This window comes from Nonomuraea sp. NPDC050536 (assembly GCF_044457685.1).
Lineage (GTDB): Bacteria > Actinomycetota > Actinomycetes > Streptosporangiales > Streptosporangiaceae > Nonomuraea.
Window position 1 is genome coordinate 159,226 of the sequence record NZ_JBITHD010000011.1, and the last position, 17,204, is coordinate 176,429.

Genomic DNA, 17,204 nt, shown 5'->3' on the forward strand with positions numbered 1-17,204 from the left:
ACGCCTGAGGTGGGAGCGCGCAACCGGCCGCACCACTGTTCTCAACCCGGCGACCGCGCCGTACCGTGAGGGCGCTTGTCAGCCCAGTCAGGAGGCATGTCATGGCGCTCCGATTAGTCAACGGTTCCCTGTTCGCCGCGGTGCTGCTCGCGGGGGTGCTCACGCCGCCGGCCGAGCCCGCCGTACGGCCCGGCCCGCGGGACGGCGAGATCGCGCGGATGGTCGAGGAGGTCGACGCGGGGAACATTCAGCGGATCATCACCACGCTGGCCTCGTTCGGCACCCGGCACACCCTGTCCAGCCAGGACGACCCGGCGCGCGGCATCGGCGCCGCGCGGGACTGGATCCACGGCGAGTTCGCCAAGATCGCCGCGACCTCGGGCGGGCGGATGACCGTGGAGAAGCAGTCGTTCGTGCAGCCGGTCTCGTCGCGCATCCCGCAGCCCACCGTCATCACCAACGTCGTGGCCACCCTGCGCGGGACGCAGCCGGAATCGGCGGCCCGTACCTACGTGGTCAGCGGGCACTACGACTCGCGCTGCACCGACGTCATGAACGCCACCTGCGACGCGCCCGGCGCCGACGACGATGCCTCGGGCGTGGCGGTGGCGCTGGAGGCGGCCAGGGTCATGGCCACGCGCGACTTCGACGCCACGGTCGTGTTCATGGCCGTCGCGGGTGAGGAGCAGGGACTGTACGGCTCGGCCCACTACGCCGCCGAGGCCAAGAAGAACAACGCCGACATCCAGGGCATGTTCACCAACGACATCGTGGGCAGTGCCGACGGCGAGAACGGCCGGGCGCCGAACGCGATCCGCGTCTTCTCCGAGGGCGTCCCCACCGCCGAGACCCCGGCGCAGGCCTCGGTCCGCCAGGCCGTCGGCGGGGAGAACGACGGAGTGTCCCGGCAGCTGGCCCGCTTCGTCCGCGAGGCGGCCCAGACCTACACGCCGCGCATGGACGCCACGCTGCTGTACCGCCGTGACCGCTACCTGCGCGGCGGCGACCAGATCCCGTTCCTGCAGCAGGGCTACCCGGCGCTGCGCTTCACCGAGGTCAACGAGGACTACGCGCACCAGCACCAGGACGTCCGGGTCGAGAACGGGCAGCAGTTCGGCGACCTGGCGCGGTTCGTGGAGTACGACTACACCGCCCGCGTGACCCGGATCAACGTGGCCGCGCTGGCGTCCCTGGCCCGGGCCCCCGAGGCGCCCAAGGGCGCCGGCATCCGCACCACACAGCTGACCAGCTGACCAACGGCACCGACCTGGTCTGGAACGCCAACCCCGCACCCGACATCGCCGGGTACGAGGTGGTCTGGCGGGACACCACCGAACCTGTGTGGACCCACGTCCAGCCGGTCGGCAACGTCACCGCCTACACGGTCAAGGGCAGGTCCAAGGACAACTTCCAGTTCGGTATCCGTGCCGTGGACACCGCCGGGCACCGCAGCCCGGTCAGCTACCCGCTTCCTGTGAGCTGACCGAGCCGCGGCGGACGCTACCGGACGGTCCCGATCTCGGGCGCCGCGGCGGCCTTGCGCGCCGTCGTGGCGGCCGCCGGTCCAGGCAGGTCGGTGGCGTAGGCATAGACCACGGCGGCCGTGGCGATCGCGCCGAGGTTCAGCGCGAGGGCCTTGTCGTTGACGTTGGCGATGGTGTCGCACGCCTGGTGGTAGCAGTGGTCGTAGGCGACGCCCGCCGTACCGCCGAACAGGGTGGCCTCCTCGGCGGTCTTGATGCCCTCGGCGCCGGTGAACAGGCCGCCGGCCGGGATCCCGGCCGCGATGAACGGGCCGTAGTCGGAGCGGCCGTCGAAGTCGGTGCCGTTGTGGGCCTGGTGGATCGTGTCGAAGTACTTCTCGAAGAGCTTCTCGATCTCATCCGATCCGGCCGGGCCCGCGGGGGCGCCGGTGTTGTCGGAGTCGTCGCCGTCGTAGATCTTCAGCGCGTAGTTCGGCGAGGCGACCATGTCGAAGTTGAGGTACAGCTTGATCTTGGCCAGCTGGTCGGCGGGCAGGTTGGCCACGTAGAACGTGGAGCCGAGCAGGCCCAGTTCCTCGCCGCTCCACCAGGCGATGCGCAGGTGGTTGCGGGTGGGGATCTTGCCGAGCGCCTCGGCGATCGTCAGGTCGACGGCGCTGCCGGAGCCGTTGTCGTTGATCCCCGGCCCGGGCAGGACCGAGTCGAGGTGCGCGCCGAGCATGACGACCTTGTTCGGGTCACCGTACTTGGAGTCGGCGACGACGTTGTAGGTGGTGCGGATCTCGCTGGTGGTGTTGGTGACCACGTGCACCGCGGTGCCCGCGGCGGACAGTTCCTGTCCGACGTCGAAGCTGGCGCCAACGACCGGGATCGTCACGCCCGGGCCGCCGAGCGTGCCCTGGAGGGTGGCGGTGCGACCGGGCTGGCCTTCATTGAAGATGATCGCCGCCGAGGCGCCGGCCGCCTGCGCGTTCTGCGCCTTGACGGCGAAGGTGCAGGTGCCGCGCTGCAGCAGGGCGATGTTGCCGGGGACGAACCCGGCGAAGTCGGCGGCCTCGCAGCCCGAGGTAGAGGAGCTCGGGGTCGGGCCGGGTGGCAGCATCAGGTCGACGTTCTGCAGGGCCGCGGTCACGTTGCCGGAGCCGGAGTAGGTCATGGTCGCGAAGTCGCCCACCGACGAGCCGTCCGGCGGGGTCGGCGCGTAGACCTTCGGCGCCGGCGCGGTGCGCTCCATGGAGGCGGTGGCGTTCTCCTTGAAGAACGCGAAGTCGAAGGGCTGGAGTGTCACGTTCCAGCCGGCCTTCTTGAGCTTGCCCGCCACGTAGTCGCGGGAGGCGAGGAAGCCCGGGGTGCCGGCGGCGCGGGTGCCGCCATTGGCGTTGGCTATGTCCTGCAACGCCTGCATGTGCCTCTTGGCGGCCGAGGCCCCCACCGAGGTGATCAGGCTCTTCTGCGAAGGTACCGGGTCGGCCTGCGCCGGGTGGGTGTAGGCCAGAGGTAGTGCGAGTGCCGCCGATAACGCGATGCTGCGGATTACGCCGCTGCGCATGGAATCCCCCTCCTTGGGGTGACAGTGAAGGAATCCCCCCGATGTGGCGCCGACCCAGAACGTAAACCGGCTTTGCGCTCATGTGAAGACCTCACCGGTGAAAGGGAGGGGACAGCCCGGGGTGCGCTCACAGAGGGTCAGGTCGTCGCAATCGCTGGATGTTCACTACGGCCCGGGCGGCCACCTGGCCGGTGCGCAGGTAGGCGGGCATGGCGTCAGAGCCGTCCGCTCGCGTGTGCCTGGATGGCGTCAAGCACCTCGATGTGCTGCTCCGGTACGGCCAGCGGTCGGCAACGTGCACGCCTCCGGCACCCATCCCTGCTCCGTCATGTTTCGACGGTAAGCCCTTACCCGGGTACCGGATGCAAGCGGGCAGATCTTGGACGATCGGCGCGATATATCCGAAACGTGATGAAACAGGGCTTGTTAGGTAAGGCTTACCTGATTTAGCGTCGGGTTGTGTTCGCCAACTACCTCATCGGCCTGCGCGAGGGGCTCGAGGCCTCCCTCGTCGTCGGCATCCTGGTCGCCTATCTGGTCAAGAGCGGCCATCGCGACCGGCTGCCGGTGGTCTGGGCCGGGGTGCTGCTCGCCGTACTGCTGAGCCTGGCCTTCGGCGCGGTGCTCACGTTCACCTCCTCCCGCATGTCCTTCCAGGCCCAGGAGGCCTTCGGCGGGATCCTGTCCATCGTCGCCGTGGGCTTCGTCACCTGGATGATCTTCTGGATGCGCAGGACCGCCCGCTTCCTCAAGTCCGAGCTGCAGGGCAGGCTGGACGCCGCGCTCGCCATGGGCACCATGGCCCTGATACTGACAGCGTTCATCGCGGTCGGCAGGGAAGGCCTGGAGACCGCGCTGTTCATCTGGACCGCCATCCAGGCCACGGGGCAGAACACCGAGCCGGTCATCGGAGCGGCGCTCGGCCTGCTCACCTCCGTCGTGCTCGGCTACCTGCTGTACCGCGGAGCCGTGCGGATCAACCTCGCCACATTCTTCACCTGGACAGGCGCCGGCCTGGTCATCGTCGCCGCGGGCGTGTTCTCCTACGGCGTGCACGACCTGCAGGAGGCGGGCATCCTACCGGGCCTGGACAGCCTCGCCTTCGACGTCTCGCACGCCATCCCGCCGAGCAGCTGGTACGGCACGCTGCTCAAGGGCACCGTCAACTTCAGCCCCGCCTCCACCTGGTGGCAGGTGGCCGCCTGGCTGGCCTACGTGGTGCCGGTCATGACCCTGTTCTTCCTGCCGAGCCGCAGCCGGGCCACCGCCCCGGCCGGCCGCTGATCGTTCACGCTACATCTGGAGATCTGTCATGCCTTCCTTCCGTACGGTGCCCGGTATCGGCGCTCTCCTGCTGCTGGCCGCCTGCGGCAGCACCGGCTCCGGCGGCGCCCCGGCCTCGGGCACCTCGGTGGCGATCACGGCCACCGACACCGCGTGCCAGGTCGCCAAGACCGAGCTGCAGGCAGGTCAGACCACGTTCGCCGTCACCAACAACGGCAACCAGGTCACCGAGGTATACGTCTACGGCGAGCAGGCCGGCACCTACACCAAGGTCGTCAGCGAGGTGGAGAACATCGGCCCTGGCACCTCCCGCGACATGCAGGTCAACCTGGGCGGCGGCACCTACGAGGTGGCCTGCAAGCCGGGCCAGACCGGCGATGGCATCAGAACGAAGATCACCGTGGCGGGCGCCGCCGCCGAGCAAGAGGAGGCCTACGACCGCGAGGTCGAGGTCGAGGCCACCGACCACGCCCTCGAGGGCCTGTCGTCGTTCACGGCCAAGGCCGGCGAGAAGATCGAGTTCAAGCTGGAGAACAAGGGCACGACCGAGCACGAGCTGGAGATCTTCGGCCCGGACGGCAAGGAGGCCGGCGAGATCGCCCCGGTCAAGCCGGGCGCGACGGGCGAAGCCGTCATCACCCTCAAGGTCCCCGGCACCTACTCCTACAAGTGCGGCATCGGCGACCACGCCGCCAAGGGCCTCAAGGGCACCTTCACCGTCAGCTGAACGGCTACGGAGCCCCCTTCAGGCAGAGCAGGTTGCCGTCGCGGATCTCCGTGACCTGGAAACCACCCGCCGTCAGCCGGCCGCTCACCTTCGCGGCCAGCTCGTCGAGCCTGCCCGTGGGCTCATAGAAGACGTACGACGCACCAGCGGGAGCATCGCCAGGAGATCCATGCTTGCATAGTGTCCTGGACACTAGTTAACCTTCTACTATGACAACGCGCCGATCACCTTTGGCGATGGCCGTCCTCGGCCTTCTCGCCTACCAGCCGCTACACCCGTACGGCATGCAGTCCCTGATCAAGCAGTGGGGCAAGGACGAGGTGATCAACGTTGGCCAGCGGACCACGCTGTACAAGACGATCAACCGGCTGCACGACGCGGGCCTCATCACGGTCCACCAGACCGAGCGCGACCAGCAGTACCCCGAGCGCACCGTCTACGCGCTGACCGAGCAGGGCCGCGAGGCGCTCCAGCGGTGGATGGGCGAGATGCTGACGACGCCGCGCAACGAGTTCCCCGAGTTCCCCGCCGCACTGTCGTTCCTGCCGATACTGACCCCGGAGCAGACGCTGGGCTTCCTGCGCGAGCGCCACGAGCTCCTCCAGGTACGGCTGGCCCGGCTGGAGGCGGCGCTCGGGGAGGCAGGCGTGCCCCGCGTCTCGCTGCTGGAGACCGAGTACCTGCGTGCCGCCACGGAGAGCGAGCTGCGCTGGGTCACCGGAGTTCTCGACGACCTGCGCGCCGGCCGCCTGACCTGGAGCGAGGAGCGTCTGCGCGCCTTCGCCTCCGACCATCTCGAGATCCCGGAGGACTGAACCATGCCCACGATCAAGGTCATCGTCATCGGCGCAGGCACCGGCGGGCTGTGCCTGGCGCACGGGCTCAAGCGGGCGGGCATCGAGGTCGCGGTCTACGAGCGCGACCGCACCCGCGGCGACGGGCTGCAGGGCTACCGCGTCGGCATCAGCCCCGACGGCAGCCGCGCGCTGCACGACTGCCTGCCGCCCGAGCTGTACGAGACGTTCCTGGCGACCTGCGCGCGGCCGCCGCGCTACTCCAACATCCTCACCGAGAAGCTGGCGGAAGTGCTGTCGATGGGCGACGGCAGCCCTCCCGGCGACGACCCCGTCGACAGCGAGAAGTCGGTGTCGCGGATGACGCTGCGCCAGGTGCTGCTCACCGGGCTGGAGGACGTCGTCCACTTCGACAAGGTCTTCCGCAGGTACGAGCGCAACGCCGACGGCACCGTCACCGCGTTCTTCGAGGACGGCACCCAGGCCACCGGCGATCTGCTGGTGGGCGCCGACGGGACGAACTCGCGCGTGCGCCGGCAGTACCTGCCGCACGCCGTACTGGAGGATTCAGGGCTGATCGGCATCACCGGCAAGATCGCGCTGACGGCGGAGACCCGCCAGCTGATCACGCCGAAGATGCTGCACGGCGTGTCGATGGTGTTCGCGCCCAAGGGCTACTTCTGCGTCTACCACGTCATGGAGTTCCCGTGGGACGAGCGCGGCCGGCCCAAGATGGGCATCGGCGCGACCGACGCCCGGCTCATCTCGGCCTGGCCTGGCCTCACCTTCGACAACACGCGCGACTACATCATGTGGGGCTGGGCCGCGGCCGCTCGCAGGCTGCCGGCGGACGTGCTCGACCTCAAGGGCCCCGACCTGCAGAGGCTCGTGCTGGAGCGGACCGCGGGATGGCATCCCAACCTGCGCAGGCTGTTCGAGCTGGCCGACCCCGGCAGCTGCTTCCCGATCAACATCCGTACCTCGGTCCCGCCCGGTCCGTGGCCAGCCGGCAACGTCACCATGCTCGGCGACGCCATCCACACCATGACCCCGGGCCGTGGCGTGGGCGCGAACACCGCACTGCGCGACGCCCGCCTGCTGACGCGCAACCTGGCGGCCTTCCGCGACGGCAAGACCACGCTGCTCGAGGCGGTCGGCGGTTACGAGAGCCGGATGCGCGAGTACGGCTTCGACGCCGTCCGCGAGTCGCGCAAGCAGATGAGCGCCGACGGCCCCGTCCACAGGCCGGTCATCGGCCGCCTGGCGCTGGCCGGCATGCGTACGGCGATGCGGACGATCAACCATCTCCCACCGGTCAAGCGCAGGATGGAGCAGTCCCAAGCCGCCTACCGCGGCGAGGGCCGCGAAGACTGACGGGTGATCCCGCGGTTGGGCGCGGGACTGGGTCGAGGACGCTATGGCCGATGCCGCTCAAGCCCGCGCCCTCGCCCCAGTCGTCTTCGACACTGACACCGACCTGGCCGGGCTGGCCAGGCGCGTCCTGAAGTGGGCCTCAGTTGTGCGGTGAGTACATCCACGGGTGGTGCAGGTCGTAGTAGGCGGGCCCGCTCTCGAACAGGCCCATGTACTGCTCGAACTTCTGCCTGAGCTCCGGCGGCAGGTCCCGGCGCTCTCCCTGCCTGGCCTCGTCCTCACTGGTGAAGAAGGCGGCCTCGGTGTAGTCGCCGCCCGAGTCCACGGCGGACTCGCCGCCGATCAGGTCGGGACGGTAGGTCGCCAGCTCGGACTCGGTGTCCCGCATCATCATGCGCATGCGGTCCTTGTCGGAGACGTGGCCCTGGATGATCTGGACGAACCCCGCGGCATCGGACCCGCCGCCCTGGTACAGGACGACGTCGGGGCAGTCGTGGAAGGTGACCTTACCGTCGAACACCTTGGCCGTGTCCTGCCACCAGCGCGTCTGCTCCATCCGCTCGGAGTTGCGCCTGGCCTCCTCCTCGGACTCGAAGCGGGCCATGGCGACCAGCGTGCCATCGTCTGTGACGCCCGCCGTGGTGCCGAGCCAGCCGTGCGAGCCGGGTGCCAGCTCGCGGTCCCAGCGGTCCAGTGCCGCGTGAGCGGCTTCAGGGTCCGCGACGTGACCCTGGATAACTTGAATGAACATCGTCAGGCTCCTAGCCGGACGTGGACTTGGCGTAGTCCGCGATGCCACTGGAGAAGTCGTAGGCGAGGACCTGCTCGTCGCCGACGACCCAGGCGTCGTGACCCGGCGCGATGACCATCAGGTCCCCCGGCATGATGTCGGCCTCGGTGCCGTCCCTCATCCGGACGTGCAGCTGCCCCTTCAGCACGAGCCCGTAGTGCTGGACCTCGCACAGCTCGGTGCCCGCGATGGGTCTCACCGACTCCGACCACTTCCAGCCCGGCTCGAAGGTGGCCATGCCGAAGGTGAAGCCTGGCAGGTGGCATACCTCGAGATGTCCCTTAGGGAAGTCCCGGCGCTCATCCGGCTTGTCGATGCTCTTGACCTCGATCATGACTCCCTCCCCTCGTTCCTCCCCAGTCTCGCACCGGGCATCTAGCCGGTAAACACAACAAACTTCACCTTTCGGTCAGTACGCCAAGGCCTTGCCACCCCCGGCTAGGGGCGGGCGGCGCGGTCGGCCAGGACGGCCAGGGTGATGCGGTTGGGGCAGCCGGTCTTGGTCATGAGGGCCGCCACGTGGGTCTTGATCGTGGTGATGCTGACCGACAGGCGTTCGGCGATCTCGCGGTTCGACAGGCCCTCGGTCACCAGGGCCAGGACCTCATGTTCGCGGGCCGTGAGGGTGGGCGGGAGTCCGGCCGGGGCGGGGCGCGGCGTGGCGGAGGCGCGTTCCACCAGGCGGGCCAGGACGCCGCGACTGAAGGCCTGGTCGCCGTCGGCGGCTTTGCGGACGGCGTCCAGGAGGGCGGGCGGCGGCGTGTCCTTGGTGACGAAGCCGCTCACCCCTGCCTCGAGCGCCGGGTAGAGGTGGGAGTCGTCGTCGAAGGTGGTCACGGCCAGCACCTGGGCCGAGGGGCGCGACCGGATGATGCGCCGGGTCGCGGTGATGCCGTCCACGCCGGGCATCCGCAGGTCCATGAGGATCACGTCGGGCACGAGGCGGTCGGCCAGCCGTACCGCCTCGTCGCCGTCGCCGGCCTCGCCGACCACCTCCAGGTCCGGCTCGGGCTCGAACAGCAGGCAGAGGCCGCGCCGTACCAGGGTCTGGTCGTCGGCGACCAGGACGCGGATCACGGCAGCACCGCCGAGACCCGCCAGCCGTGCTCCACAGGGCCCGCGGAGAAGCGGCCGCCGAGCAGGGCCACCCGCTCGCGCATGCCCGTCAGGCCGTTGCCGTCCTGGGCCTCGGTGAGGGGGCCGGTGACGGAGGAGGTGAGGTCGAGGGAGACCGCGCCGTCCTGGTTGACCGAGATGAGCACCCCCACCCCTGGGCCGCCGTGTTTCATGGCGTTGGCCAGGCCCTCCTGGACGAGCCGCAGCAGCGCGAAGCCGCGCGCCGAGTCCAGGCCGGCCACCAGCGGGTCGACCGAGCAGGTGATGTCCAGCCCGTTCCCGCGCCCCTGCGCGACGGCCGACTCCAGGGCGGCGGCGAGCGAGGCGGGCGCGGGCAGGGCCGGCTGGTCGGGGTCGCGCAGCACGTCGACGAGGCGGCGCAGGTCGCTCATCGCGGCGCTGCCGGTGGCGTGCAGGTCGTCGAGCAGCTCGTCCGGCTCGCCGCGGACGTGCCTGGCCACGCCGAGGCGCAGCACCATCGACGAGACGTGGTGGGCCACCAGGTCGTGCAGCTCGCGGGAGATCGCCGTCCGCTGCTCCAGGCGGGCCTGCCTGACCCGGCTCTCCACCTGGTCGCGCTCCGCCCGCCTGGCCAGCCGTACGTAAGCACCCAGCAGCAGCGGCGCGCCGACCACCACCGCGACCTTGAACAGCGCCGACGGCAGCTCGTCGACGACGTTGAAGCCCACCACCAGCCCCAGCGCCGCGGCGCCGAGCGCCACGTGCGGCCCGGTCCTGTGCACGGCCAGCTCGAACAGCAGCACGCAGGCCAGCACCTTCATCGGCACGAGCACGCCGGGGGCGTACAGGTCGGCGGCGGCCAGCAGCACGCACTGGGCCAGCAGCGCGCCCAGCGGCGTCCACCGGCCTGCCGTGCTGAGCGCCAGCGCGGCCAGCACCAGCAGCCAATCGCGGGGATCGGTGTCTCGTGCGAGGAATGCGAGGTATCCGACCACGCAGGCCAGAAGTACGAGCGTCCGCCCCTTCATACCGGAATCGTGGCACGCGCCCGGCCGTCCGGCCTCCTCCACCTGGAGGAGGCGCCCCCTCCTTCTGGCCGCCGCGCCTTGCCTCATGCCCGAGGCGCGGACCGCGCCCTGCGGCGAATCTGGCGGGCATGTTCGCATCTCTTGGTCGTTTCGCCGCCCGGAGGCGGCGCCTGGTCGTGCTGGTCACGCTGGTGTTCGTCGCGATCGGCGGCGTCTGGGGCACCGGCGTGTTCTCCAACGTGCTCGGCGGGTCCGGATTCGAGTCGCCGTCGATGGAGGCCGTACAGGTCGAGCGCCTCATGGACGGGCCGCTCGGCCGCTACGCCACCGACGTCGTCGTCATGTACGAAAGCGACACACTGACCGTCGACTCCCCCGCCTTCGCCTCCGCCGTACGGCGCGCGACGGGGACCGTGCCGCCGGGGGCGGTCACCCGGATGGAGTCCTACTGGACCACCCACGATCCGGCGTTCGTCGCCAAGGATCGCAAGGCCACCTACGTGGTCATCCAGCTGCCCTCCTCCGCCGACAGCGAGCGGGTGGCTCAGCTGCGGGCGCTGGAACCCGGGCTGCGCGCGGCCGGGCTGACCACCTCGCTGGGCGGCACCACGTCGATGACCATGCAGGTCAACCGGCTGGCCGTGTCGGACCTGGTGCGGGCCGAGGCGCTGTCGCTTCCGCTGGTGCTGGTCCTGCTGCTGTTCGTCTTCCGCGGCCTGATCCCCGGTCTGGTGCCGCTGGCGATCGGCGTGATCGTCATCCCTGGCGCGCTGGCGGTGCTGCGGGTGGTGTCGTCGTACATGGAGATGTCCACCTACGCGGTGAACGTGGTGTCGATCCTGGGACTCGGCCTGGCGATCGACTACGCGCTGCTCATGGTGACCCGCTTCCGCGAGGAGCTGGCCACGAGCCCGCTCGACGAGGCGGTGTGGCGGACCACGGCCTCGGCCGGCCGTACCGTCGCCTTCTCCGGGCTGACAGTGGCCGCCTCGTTCGCCTGCCTGCTGGTCTTCCCCTCGCGCTTCCTCGTCTCGATGGCCTGGGGCGGGATCGCCACGGTCGCGGTCGCGGTGGTGGTGTCGCTGACGTTCCTGCCCGCGCTGATGCGCCTGCTGGGCGCGCGGCTGGTCGGCCGCTCACGTCCCGCCGGCCGGCGATGGTACGGCGTGGCCAAGGCCGTGATGCGCAGGCCGCTGCTCAGCACGATCGCGATCGTGGCGGCGCTGCTCGCCCTGGCCACCCCGTTCCTGGGGGTGAACTGGGCCCGGCCGGGCGACTGGGTGCTGCCGCCCGGCGCCGAGGCGCGGCACGTGACCGAGCAACTGGCCACCCGCTTCACCGGCGACCCGTCGCGGGCGGTAACCGGCGTGATCTCCTCGGGAGACGTCTCCGGCTATCTGACGAGGTTCCGTGCCGTGGAGGGGGTGACCTCGGCCGAGGTCACCGGGTCGTACCAGAACCTGACCAGGGTCGAGGTGCGCTACTCCGTCGACCCCATGTCCGTGGCCGCCCGGCACATGATCGAGGACCTGCGCGCGACCGGCGCGCGCTTCGCCGGGATGGCCGCCTCCCGGGTGGACATCGTGGACATGGTGCTGTCCCGGATCCCGCTGATGGCGCTGGCCTTGGTGGCGGTTTCGTTCGTGGTGCTGTTCCTGGCCTTCGGCTCGGTGGTGCTGCCGATCAAGGCGGTGCTGCTCAACCTGTTGTCACTCACGGCCGCCTTCGGCGCCATCAAGCTGGTCTTCCAGGACGGCTGGCTGTCCGGGCTGCTGGGTTTCGTCCCCGTCGGAGCCGTGGACATCAACTTCCCCGTGCTCGTGGTGGGGCTGGCGCTCGGGCTGGCCATGGACTACGAGGTGTTCCTGCTGGCCAGGATCCGCGAGGAGTACCTGCGCACCGGCGACGCGCGCGAGTCGGTGGCGCTCGGGCTGCAGCACACCGGCCGGGTCATCACCAGCGCCGCGCTGCTGATGGCGGTGGTCGTGGCCGGATTCATGACGGCGCAGATCACGCTCATGCTGATGATCGGGGTCGGGCTGACCATCGCGGTCGTCGTGGACGCCACCGTCATCAGGGCGCTGCTGCTGCCCGCCACCATGGCCCTGCTCGGCCGCCGGGCCTGGTGGGCGCCCCGCTTCCTGTCCCGCATCAGGACCTTTCATCCCGATACCGCGCTGGACGGTATATCGCGATGATCACGCCGCCTGGTAGTCCCGCAACGCGCGCGCGAGCACCTCGCCGCTCGCGACGTTGTGCTGGGCGCCCTCCACCGCTTGAAGCGACGCCGTCGGCAGCAGGTCGGCGATGGCGCGGGCGCCGGTGACCAGCCACGGCTCGGTGGCGTTGCCGTACATGACCAGGATGGGGACCTTGATCCCGGTCCAGCGGTCGCTCGGCAGCGGGCGGCCGGACATGGTGGTCCCCATGATCCGGCCGTCGTAGGCGATCGTGGGCGCGATCGCCTCGAGGGCAGGCCAGAACGGGCTCTGCCGGATGCCGGCGACGGCTTCGGCGGGCACAGCCGCCGACGCGGTGAGGAACAGTTCGGCGGCGTCGCCCGGCCGGCCCTCGGCGACGTTCCGTTCGAGCCGCTCGACGTAGTCGGACGGCAGGGGCGGGCGGCTGCCGTCGACGACGAACGGCGGCTCGAACAGCGCCAGCTTGCTGATCGGCAGGCCGGCCGCCGCGGCGTCGAGGGCCAGAACGGCGCCGGAGGAGAAGCCGCACACCACGGCCGGCCTGCCCGCGTCGTCGATCAGCGCGGCCAGGTCCTCGATCTCGCGCTCCACCGCGTAGGGAGGGGTGTCCGTGCTGTCGCCCCGACCGCGGCGGTCGTAGGCATAGATCCTGAACTCCTCGCTCAGCAGCCAGCCCACCTCCTGGAACGTCTGGTTGACGGCGCGATGGCTGGTGGCGCCGTCGACCAGGATCAGCGGTTGCCCGTCGCCCCGGACGTCGAAGGCGATCGTGGTGCCGTCCTTCGAGCGGACCGTGCTGCTCATGTGGAACTCCCTGGTCGCTGGATTTCTCCGAACGCTAGGGATGCCCCACCGGGCCGCGAATCCGCCCGGCTACGACGGCCCGCTACGTAAATCGCGGTAGCCGGAACACGGGGTGTAACACGGGCCTGTACGCCGAACCAAGCGCTTGCTACGCTCCGCCCATGACGTCCACGATCGTGTGGGGTACTGGGAACGTGGGGCGGGCGGCGATCAGGGCCGTCGTGGCGCATCCCGAGCTGGAACTGGCCGGGGTCGTGGTGCACGATCCGGGCAAGGCGGGCCGCGACGCCGGCGAGCTGGCCGGGCTCGGCCGCCGGGTGGAAGTGGCGGCGAGCGACGACGTCGGCGAGGCGCTGGCCGCCAAGCCGAGGGCGGTGGTGTACGCCGCCTCCGGCGACATCAGGCCAGACGAGGCGCTGGGCGATGTGCTGCGGGCGGTCAGGGCGGGGGCGGTGGTGGTGACGCCGTCGCTGTACGCGCTCTACGACCAGCGCAACGCCCCGGCCGAGCTGCGCGAACAGGTGCTGGAGGCCGTGACGGAGGGCGGCGGCTCGCTGTTCGTGTCGGGGATCGACCCCGGCTGGGGCAACGACGTGCTGCCCGTGCTGATCAGCGGCCTCGGCGGGACGATCGACGCGGTCCGCTGCCAGGAGATCTTCGACTACACCTCCTACGACCAGGAGGACTCGGTCCGCTACCTGGTCGGCATGGGCCAGCCGATGGACTACGAGCCACCCATGATCGCGCCGACCGTGCCGTCCATGGTCTGGGGCGGCCAGGTCCGGCTGATCGCCAGGGCGCTCGGAGCCGAGCTGGACGACCTGCGCGAGCACGTCGAGCGCAGACCGCTGGCCATCGACGTCAGCACCGCCGCGATGGGCGACTTCGCGGCGGGGACCCAGGGCGCCGTCAGGTTCGAGGTGCAGGGCATCGTCCACGGCGAACCCCGCATCGTGGTCGAGCACGTCACCCGCATCCACCCCTCCTGCGCCCCCGACTGGCCGACGGGCGAGGGCGCCCACCGTGTGATCATCGAAGGCCGGCCGCGCATCCAGGTCACGGTCGAGGCCACCGACGAGGGCGGCAACCGCGCCGCGGGCGGCAACGCCACCGCCGCGGGGCGCCTGGTGAACGCCATCGGCTGGCTCACGCAGGCCGAGCCAGGACTCTACGACGCGCTCGACGTCCCCATCAGCCCGGGCAGGCTCGCATGAGAATCGACATCCCCGACGGAAAAGACCCGATCGGCTACGTCTGGGGAGAGCTGGTCCCCGGCATCGGCCCGGCCGCCGCCGACTTCTCCCTGGCGGTCTACGCCCACACCACGCTCGGCCTGCGCGAGTTCGAGGCGGCCCGGCTGCGCATCGCGCAGATCAACGGGTGCGTGTTCTGCCTCGACTGGCGCACCGAGCGCGACGGGCAGAAGGTCGAGGAGGGCTTCGCCGACGCGGTCGCCGAGTGGCGCACGACCGACGCCTTCGACGACCGGACCCGCCTGGCCGCCGAGTACGCCGAGCGTTACGCCCTCGACCACCACGGAATCGACGAAGAGTTCTGGGCTCGCATGACGGCCTCCTACAGCCAGCTGGAGATCGTCGAGCTGACCATGAGCATCGGCTCCTGGCTGGCCTTCGGCCGCCTCAACCGCGTCCTCGGCCTCGACACCGTCTGCGTCCTGCCCAGCGGAGCCTCTCCGCGCGGCAAGGCCTGACCCACGCCCGCCGTACGGCGATCCCTCAAGGTACGGCGAGCACCCGACATATCCGCATACGACGACTGCACCATCCAAGGCGCGAAACCCCAAGACACCCAAGGCGCGAATCACATCGGAAGTGAGGAAACAGCGCAATGAGTGAATCTACGGGCATGTCGCGCCGCGGTTTCATCGCGGGCACCGGCTCCCTGCTGACCCTGGCCGCCCTCGGCAGCCGCCCGGCCTCCGCCGCCGCGATCGCCGACGGGACGCGCGTCGCGGCCCTGGTCATCGGCACCGGGTACGGCGGCTCCGTGGCGGCGCTGAGGCTCGCGCAGGCCGGCGTCGACGTGCACATGATCGAGATGGGCATGGCCTGGGACACCCCGGGCTCCGACGGCAAGATCTTCTGCAACACGCTGCAGCCCGACTACCGCTCCTACTGGCTGCGCACCAGGACCAAGGCGCCGCTCAACTACTTCCTCGGCTTCCCGATCGACCGGGACATCCCCCGCTACACCGGCATCCTGGACGCAGAGGAGTTCGCCGGGATCATCGTCTACCAGGGCCGCGGCGTGGGCGGCGGATCGCTGGTCAACGGCGGCATGGCCGTCACGCCCAAGCGCGAGAACTTCGCCGCGATCCTGCCCACGGTCGACCCGGACGAGATGTACGGCGTCTACTACCCGCGCGCCAACGCCGGGCTCGGCGTCGGCCTGGTCGACCCGGCCTGGTTCGAGACCACCGACTGCTACCAGTACGCCAGGGTCGGCCGTAAGCAGGCCCAGCGCTCCGGCTTCCCGTGGACGTTCGTGCCCGACGTCTACGACTGGGACTACATGAAGCAGGAGGCCGCGGGCACCGTGCCCAAGTCGGCGCTGGCCGGGGAGATCCTCTACGGCAACAACTACGGCAAGAAGTCGCTGCAGAAGACCTACCTCGCCCAGGCCAAGGCCACCGGCAGGGTCGCCATCTCGCCGCTGCACAAGGTCACCTCGGTCACCCCGGCCTCCGGCGGCGGCTACACGGTCGTCATGGACCAGCTCAACACCACCGGCGACACGATCGCCACCAAGTCGGTCACCGCCGACCGGGTGTTCTTCTCCGCGGGCAGCGTCGGCACCAGCAAGCTGCTGGTCAAGCTGAAGGCCACCGGCGCGCTGCCCGCGCTCAACGGCGAGGTCGGCAAGGGCTGGGGCGACAACGGCAACGTCATGTGCGGCCGGGCCAACTACCTGTGGGACCCGACGGGCAAGCTCCAGTCGTCCATCCCCTGCTCCGGCATCGACAACTGGACGGCGGGCGGCGCGTTCGCCGAGGTGGCGCCGCTGCCCACGGGCATCGAGACGTACGCCTCGTTCTACCTGTCGATCACCCGCACCCCCAACCGCGCCCAGTTCACCTGGAACCCGGCCACCAGTGCCGTGGACCTCAGCTGGCAGACCGCCTGGAAGCAGCCGTCCATCGACATGGCCAAGACGATCTTCGACAAGATCAACGCCAGAGAGGGCACGATCTACCGGACCGACCTGTTCGGCGTCTACAAGATCTGGGGCGACCACCTCACTTACCACCCGCTCGGCGGCGCCGTGCTCGGCAGGGCCACCGACAACTACGGCCGCCTGTCCGGCTACCCCGGCCTGTACGTCATGGACGGCTCGCTCATCCCCGGCAACACCAGCGTGAACCCGTTCGTCACCATCACCGCGCTGGCCGAGCGCAACATCGAGAAGATCATCGCCACCGATCTGTGATGCCGGCGTCGGCGGGTGGGCGGCACAGGCGCCGCGCCACCCTGCCGATGCGGGTTGACACCGCCTCCTGCGTGGATTTCTCTGCAACGAGACGAAGGAGCGCGGCATGGCCACGGTTCGGCGGTTCCTCCTGTGCCTCACAGTGTCGATGGCCCTGATCGGGCCGCCGGCGGCGACTGCCCCGGCTCCTGACAAGGGAGCTCTTTCGCACTTCGGCCTGGCGCGCAAGGACTGCGTCGGCACGGCCGCGGGCCGGACCTCGAAGGTCTGGTACACGGTCGCGCGCGGCGTGCTGTCGGACGTCTACGAGCCGACGATCGCGCGGCCGCCTTCCACGCCGGGGCCTTCGACCTGCGCCGCTTCCAGGTGATCACCGACGCGACCACGGTCTACCTACGGGCCGAGGTACGGGACCTGACACCGACGTTCGGCAGCCAGATGGGCGCCCAGCTGCTCGACGTCTACGCCCTCGACCCGGCGGTGTCCACCCGCTCCACCGAGGCGGCCTTCAAAGCGCCGACCAGGCCAGAGGCTTCGCCGCCACCCCGCAGCCCTACCAGTTCGGCGTCTGTACGGCGGGCGGCACCGGCCCCCTGTGCGCCTTCGACCCTGACCGCGTGCCCAGGGCGCTCGACGTGATCGGCA

19 protein-coding genes are annotated in these 17,204 nt (G+C 70.2%); 12 read left to right on the forward strand and 7 right to left on the reverse strand.

Annotated features, from left to right (window positions below; all coding sequences use genetic code 11):
• Positions 1-101 precede the first annotated feature (101 nt).
• Positions 102-1,253: a M20/M25/M40 family metallo-hydrolase gene (locus tag ACIBHX_RS28925; RefSeq protein ID WP_397070438.1), complete on the forward strand. Its 1,152-nt coding sequence runs from the start codon at positions 102-104 to the stop codon at positions 1,251-1,253.
• A gap of 86 nt (positions 1,254-1,339) precedes the next feature.
• On the forward strand, positions 1,340-1,483 hold the full coding sequence (locus ACIBHX_RS28930; RefSeq protein WP_397070439.1) for a hypothetical protein: 144 nt from the start codon (positions 1,340-1,342) through the stop codon (positions 1,481-1,483).
• Positions 1,484-1,500: 17 nt separating this feature from the next.
• Here the strand turns inward: ACIBHX_RS28930 and ACIBHX_RS28935 are convergent, their stop codons facing one another.
• Positions 1,501-3,033, reverse strand: coding sequence for a M28 family metallopeptidase (locus tag ACIBHX_RS28935; protein WP_397070440.1), 1,533 nt, complete (start codon positions 3,031-3,033; stop codon positions 1,501-1,503).
• 459 nt (positions 3,034-3,492) lie between these two features.
• Here ACIBHX_RS28935 and efeU point away from each other — a divergent pair, with 459 nt between their 5' ends.
• Positions 3,493-4,317, forward strand: a complete 825-nt coding sequence (gene efeU / locus ACIBHX_RS28940) for an iron uptake transporter permease EfeU (RefSeq protein ID WP_397070441.1) — start codon at positions 3,493-3,495, stop codon at positions 4,315-4,317.
• Between the two features lie 28 nt (positions 4,318-4,345).
• Positions 4,346-5,044 carry a cupredoxin domain-containing protein gene (locus ACIBHX_RS28945; protein WP_397070442.1) on the forward strand — a complete coding sequence of 233 codons (699 nt, stop codon included), beginning with the start codon at positions 4,346-4,348 and terminating at the stop codon, positions 5,042-5,044.
• A gap of 4 nt (positions 5,045-5,048) precedes the next feature.
• Here ACIBHX_RS28945 and ACIBHX_RS28950 read toward each other — a convergent pair whose 3' ends face one another.
• Positions 5,049-5,237 (reverse strand): hypothetical protein, encoded by a 189-nt coding sequence (locus ACIBHX_RS28950; RefSeq protein ID WP_397070443.1) that lies wholly within the window; start codon positions 5,235-5,237, stop codon positions 5,049-5,051.
• A gap of 16 nt (positions 5,238-5,253) precedes the next feature.
• On the opposite strand from ACIBHX_RS28950, the gene ACIBHX_RS28955 reads away from it, so the two are divergent.
• Complete coding sequence (locus ACIBHX_RS28955) at positions 5,254-5,859, forward strand: PadR family transcriptional regulator (RefSeq protein ID WP_397070444.1); 606 nt, start codon at positions 5,254-5,256, stop codon at positions 5,857-5,859.
• 3 nt (positions 5,860-5,862) lie between these two features.
• Positions 5,863-7,212, forward strand: a complete 1,350-nt coding sequence (locus ACIBHX_RS28960) for an FAD-dependent oxidoreductase (RefSeq protein ID WP_397070445.1) — start codon at positions 5,863-5,865, stop codon at positions 7,210-7,212.
• 139 nt (positions 7,213-7,351) lie between these two features.
• On the opposite strand, the gene ACIBHX_RS28965 is transcribed toward ACIBHX_RS28960, so the two are convergent.
• From ACIBHX_RS28965 to ACIBHX_RS28980, 4 genes are all read right to left on the reverse strand, one after another.
• Positions 7,352-7,963, reverse strand: coding sequence for a hypothetical protein (locus ACIBHX_RS28965; RefSeq protein WP_397070446.1), 612 nt, complete (start codon positions 7,961-7,963; stop codon positions 7,352-7,354).
• 10 nt (positions 7,964-7,973) lie between these two features.
• Complete coding sequence (locus ACIBHX_RS28970) at positions 7,974-8,336, reverse strand: cupin domain-containing protein (RefSeq protein WP_397070447.1); 363 nt, start codon at positions 8,334-8,336, stop codon at positions 7,974-7,976.
• A gap of 104 nt (positions 8,337-8,440) precedes the next feature.
• On the reverse strand, positions 8,441-9,079 hold the full coding sequence (locus ACIBHX_RS28975; protein ID WP_397070448.1) for a response regulator: 639 nt from the start codon (positions 9,077-9,079) through the stop codon (positions 8,441-8,443).
• Complete coding sequence (locus tag ACIBHX_RS28980; RefSeq protein WP_397070449.1) at positions 9,076-10,107, reverse strand: sensor histidine kinase; 1,032 nt, start codon at positions 10,105-10,107, stop codon at positions 9,076-9,078. Before ACIBHX_RS28980 ends, ACIBHX_RS28975 begins: the two co-directional genes overlap by 4 nt.
• A 128-nt stretch (positions 10,108-10,235) precedes the next feature.
• On the opposite strand from ACIBHX_RS28980, the gene ACIBHX_RS28985 reads away from it, so the two are divergent.
• Positions 10,236-12,305 carry an MMPL family transporter gene (locus ACIBHX_RS28985; protein WP_397070450.1) on the forward strand — a complete coding sequence of 690 codons (2,070 nt, stop codon included), beginning with the start codon at positions 10,236-10,238 and terminating at the stop codon, positions 12,303-12,305.
• Here the strand turns inward: ACIBHX_RS28985 and ACIBHX_RS28990 are convergent, their stop codons facing one another.
• Positions 12,306-13,112 carry an alpha/beta fold hydrolase gene (locus ACIBHX_RS28990; RefSeq protein ID WP_397070451.1) on the reverse strand — a complete coding sequence of 269 codons (807 nt, stop codon included), beginning with the start codon at positions 13,110-13,112 and terminating at the stop codon, positions 12,306-12,308.
• A 161-nt stretch (positions 13,113-13,273) separates the two neighbouring features.
• Between ACIBHX_RS28990 and ACIBHX_RS28995 the strand changes: the two genes are divergently transcribed.
• The 5 genes from ACIBHX_RS28995 (at position 13,274) to ACIBHX_RS29015 (ending at position 17,198) form a co-directional block, all read left to right on the forward strand.
• A complete protein-coding gene (locus tag ACIBHX_RS28995; RefSeq protein WP_397070452.1) occupies positions 13,274-14,326 on the forward strand; it encodes a dihydrodipicolinate reductase in 1,053 nt (350 codons plus the stop codon).
• Positions 14,323-14,823: a carboxymuconolactone decarboxylase family protein gene (locus ACIBHX_RS29000; protein ID WP_397070453.1), complete on the forward strand. Its 501-nt coding sequence runs from the start codon at positions 14,323-14,325 to the stop codon at positions 14,821-14,823. The genes ACIBHX_RS28995 and ACIBHX_RS29000 overlap by 4 nt, the downstream gene beginning before the upstream one ends.
• Positions 14,824-14,960: 137 nt before the next feature.
• A complete protein-coding gene (locus ACIBHX_RS29005) occupies positions 14,961-16,559 on the forward strand; it encodes a GMC oxidoreductase (protein ID WP_397070454.1) in 1,599 nt (532 codons plus the stop codon).
• 106 nt (positions 16,560-16,665) lie between these two features.
• Positions 16,666-16,929: a hypothetical protein gene (locus ACIBHX_RS29010; protein ID WP_397070455.1), complete on the forward strand. Its 264-nt coding sequence runs from the start codon at positions 16,666-16,668 to the stop codon at positions 16,927-16,929.
• Positions 16,926-17,198 carry a hypothetical protein gene (locus ACIBHX_RS29015; protein WP_397070456.1) on the forward strand — a complete coding sequence of 91 codons (273 nt, stop codon included), beginning with the start codon at positions 16,926-16,928 and terminating at the stop codon, positions 17,196-17,198. Before ACIBHX_RS29010 ends, ACIBHX_RS29015 begins: the two co-directional genes overlap by 4 nt.
• Positions 17,199-17,204 lie beyond the last annotated feature (6 nt).

What these genes read in the sequence shown, in the direction of transcription:
- ACIBHX_RS28995 (WP_397070452.1), top strand. Translation starts at nt 13,274, where the DNA reads ATGACGTCCACGATCGTGTGGGGTACTGGGAACGTGGGGCGGGCGGCG.
- ACIBHX_RS29005 (WP_397070454.1), top strand. Translation starts at nt 14,961, where the DNA reads ATGAGTGAATCTACGGGCATGTCGCGCCGCGGTTTCATCGCGGGCACC.
- ACIBHX_RS28990 (WP_397070451.1), bottom strand. Translation starts at nt 13,112, where the DNA reads ATGAGCAGCACGGTCCGCTCGAAGGACGGCACCACGATCGCCTTCGAC.
- ACIBHX_RS28955 (WP_397070444.1), top strand. Translation starts at nt 5,254, where the DNA reads ATGACAACGCGCCGATCACCTTTGGCGATGGCCGTCCTCGGCCTTCTC.
- ACIBHX_RS29000 (WP_397070453.1), top strand. Translation starts at nt 14,323, where the DNA reads ATGAGAATCGACATCCCCGACGGAAAAGACCCGATCGGCTACGTCTGG.
- ACIBHX_RS28965 (WP_397070446.1), bottom strand. Translation starts at nt 7,963, where the DNA reads ATGTTCATTCAAGTTATCCAGGGTCACGTCGCGGACCCTGAAGCCGCT.
- ACIBHX_RS28960 (WP_397070445.1), top strand. Translation starts at nt 5,863, where the DNA reads ATGCCCACGATCAAGGTCATCGTCATCGGCGCAGGCACCGGCGGGCTG.
- ACIBHX_RS28925 (WP_397070438.1), top strand. Translation starts at nt 102, where the DNA reads ATGGCGCTCCGATTAGTCAACGGTTCCCTGTTCGCCGCGGTGCTGCTC.
- ACIBHX_RS28935 (WP_397070440.1), bottom strand. Translation starts at nt 3,033, where the DNA reads ATGCGCAGCGGCGTAATCCGCAGCATCGCGTTATCGGCGGCACTCGCA.
- ACIBHX_RS28945 (WP_397070442.1), top strand. Translation starts at nt 4,346, where the DNA reads ATGCCTTCCTTCCGTACGGTGCCCGGTATCGGCGCTCTCCTGCTGCTG.
- ACIBHX_RS29010 (WP_397070455.1), top strand. Translation starts at nt 16,666, where the DNA reads ATGGCCACGGTTCGGCGGTTCCTCCTGTGCCTCACAGTGTCGATGGCC.
- ACIBHX_RS28970 (WP_397070447.1), bottom strand. Translation starts at nt 8,336, where the DNA reads ATGATCGAGGTCAAGAGCATCGACAAGCCGGATGAGCGCCGGGACTTC.
- ACIBHX_RS28980 (WP_397070449.1), bottom strand. Translation starts at nt 10,107, where the DNA reads ATGAAGGGGCGGACGCTCGTACTTCTGGCCTGCGTGGTCGGATACCTC.
- ACIBHX_RS28985 (WP_397070450.1), top strand. Translation starts at nt 10,236, where the DNA reads ATGTTCGCATCTCTTGGTCGTTTCGCCGCCCGGAGGCGGCGCCTGGTC.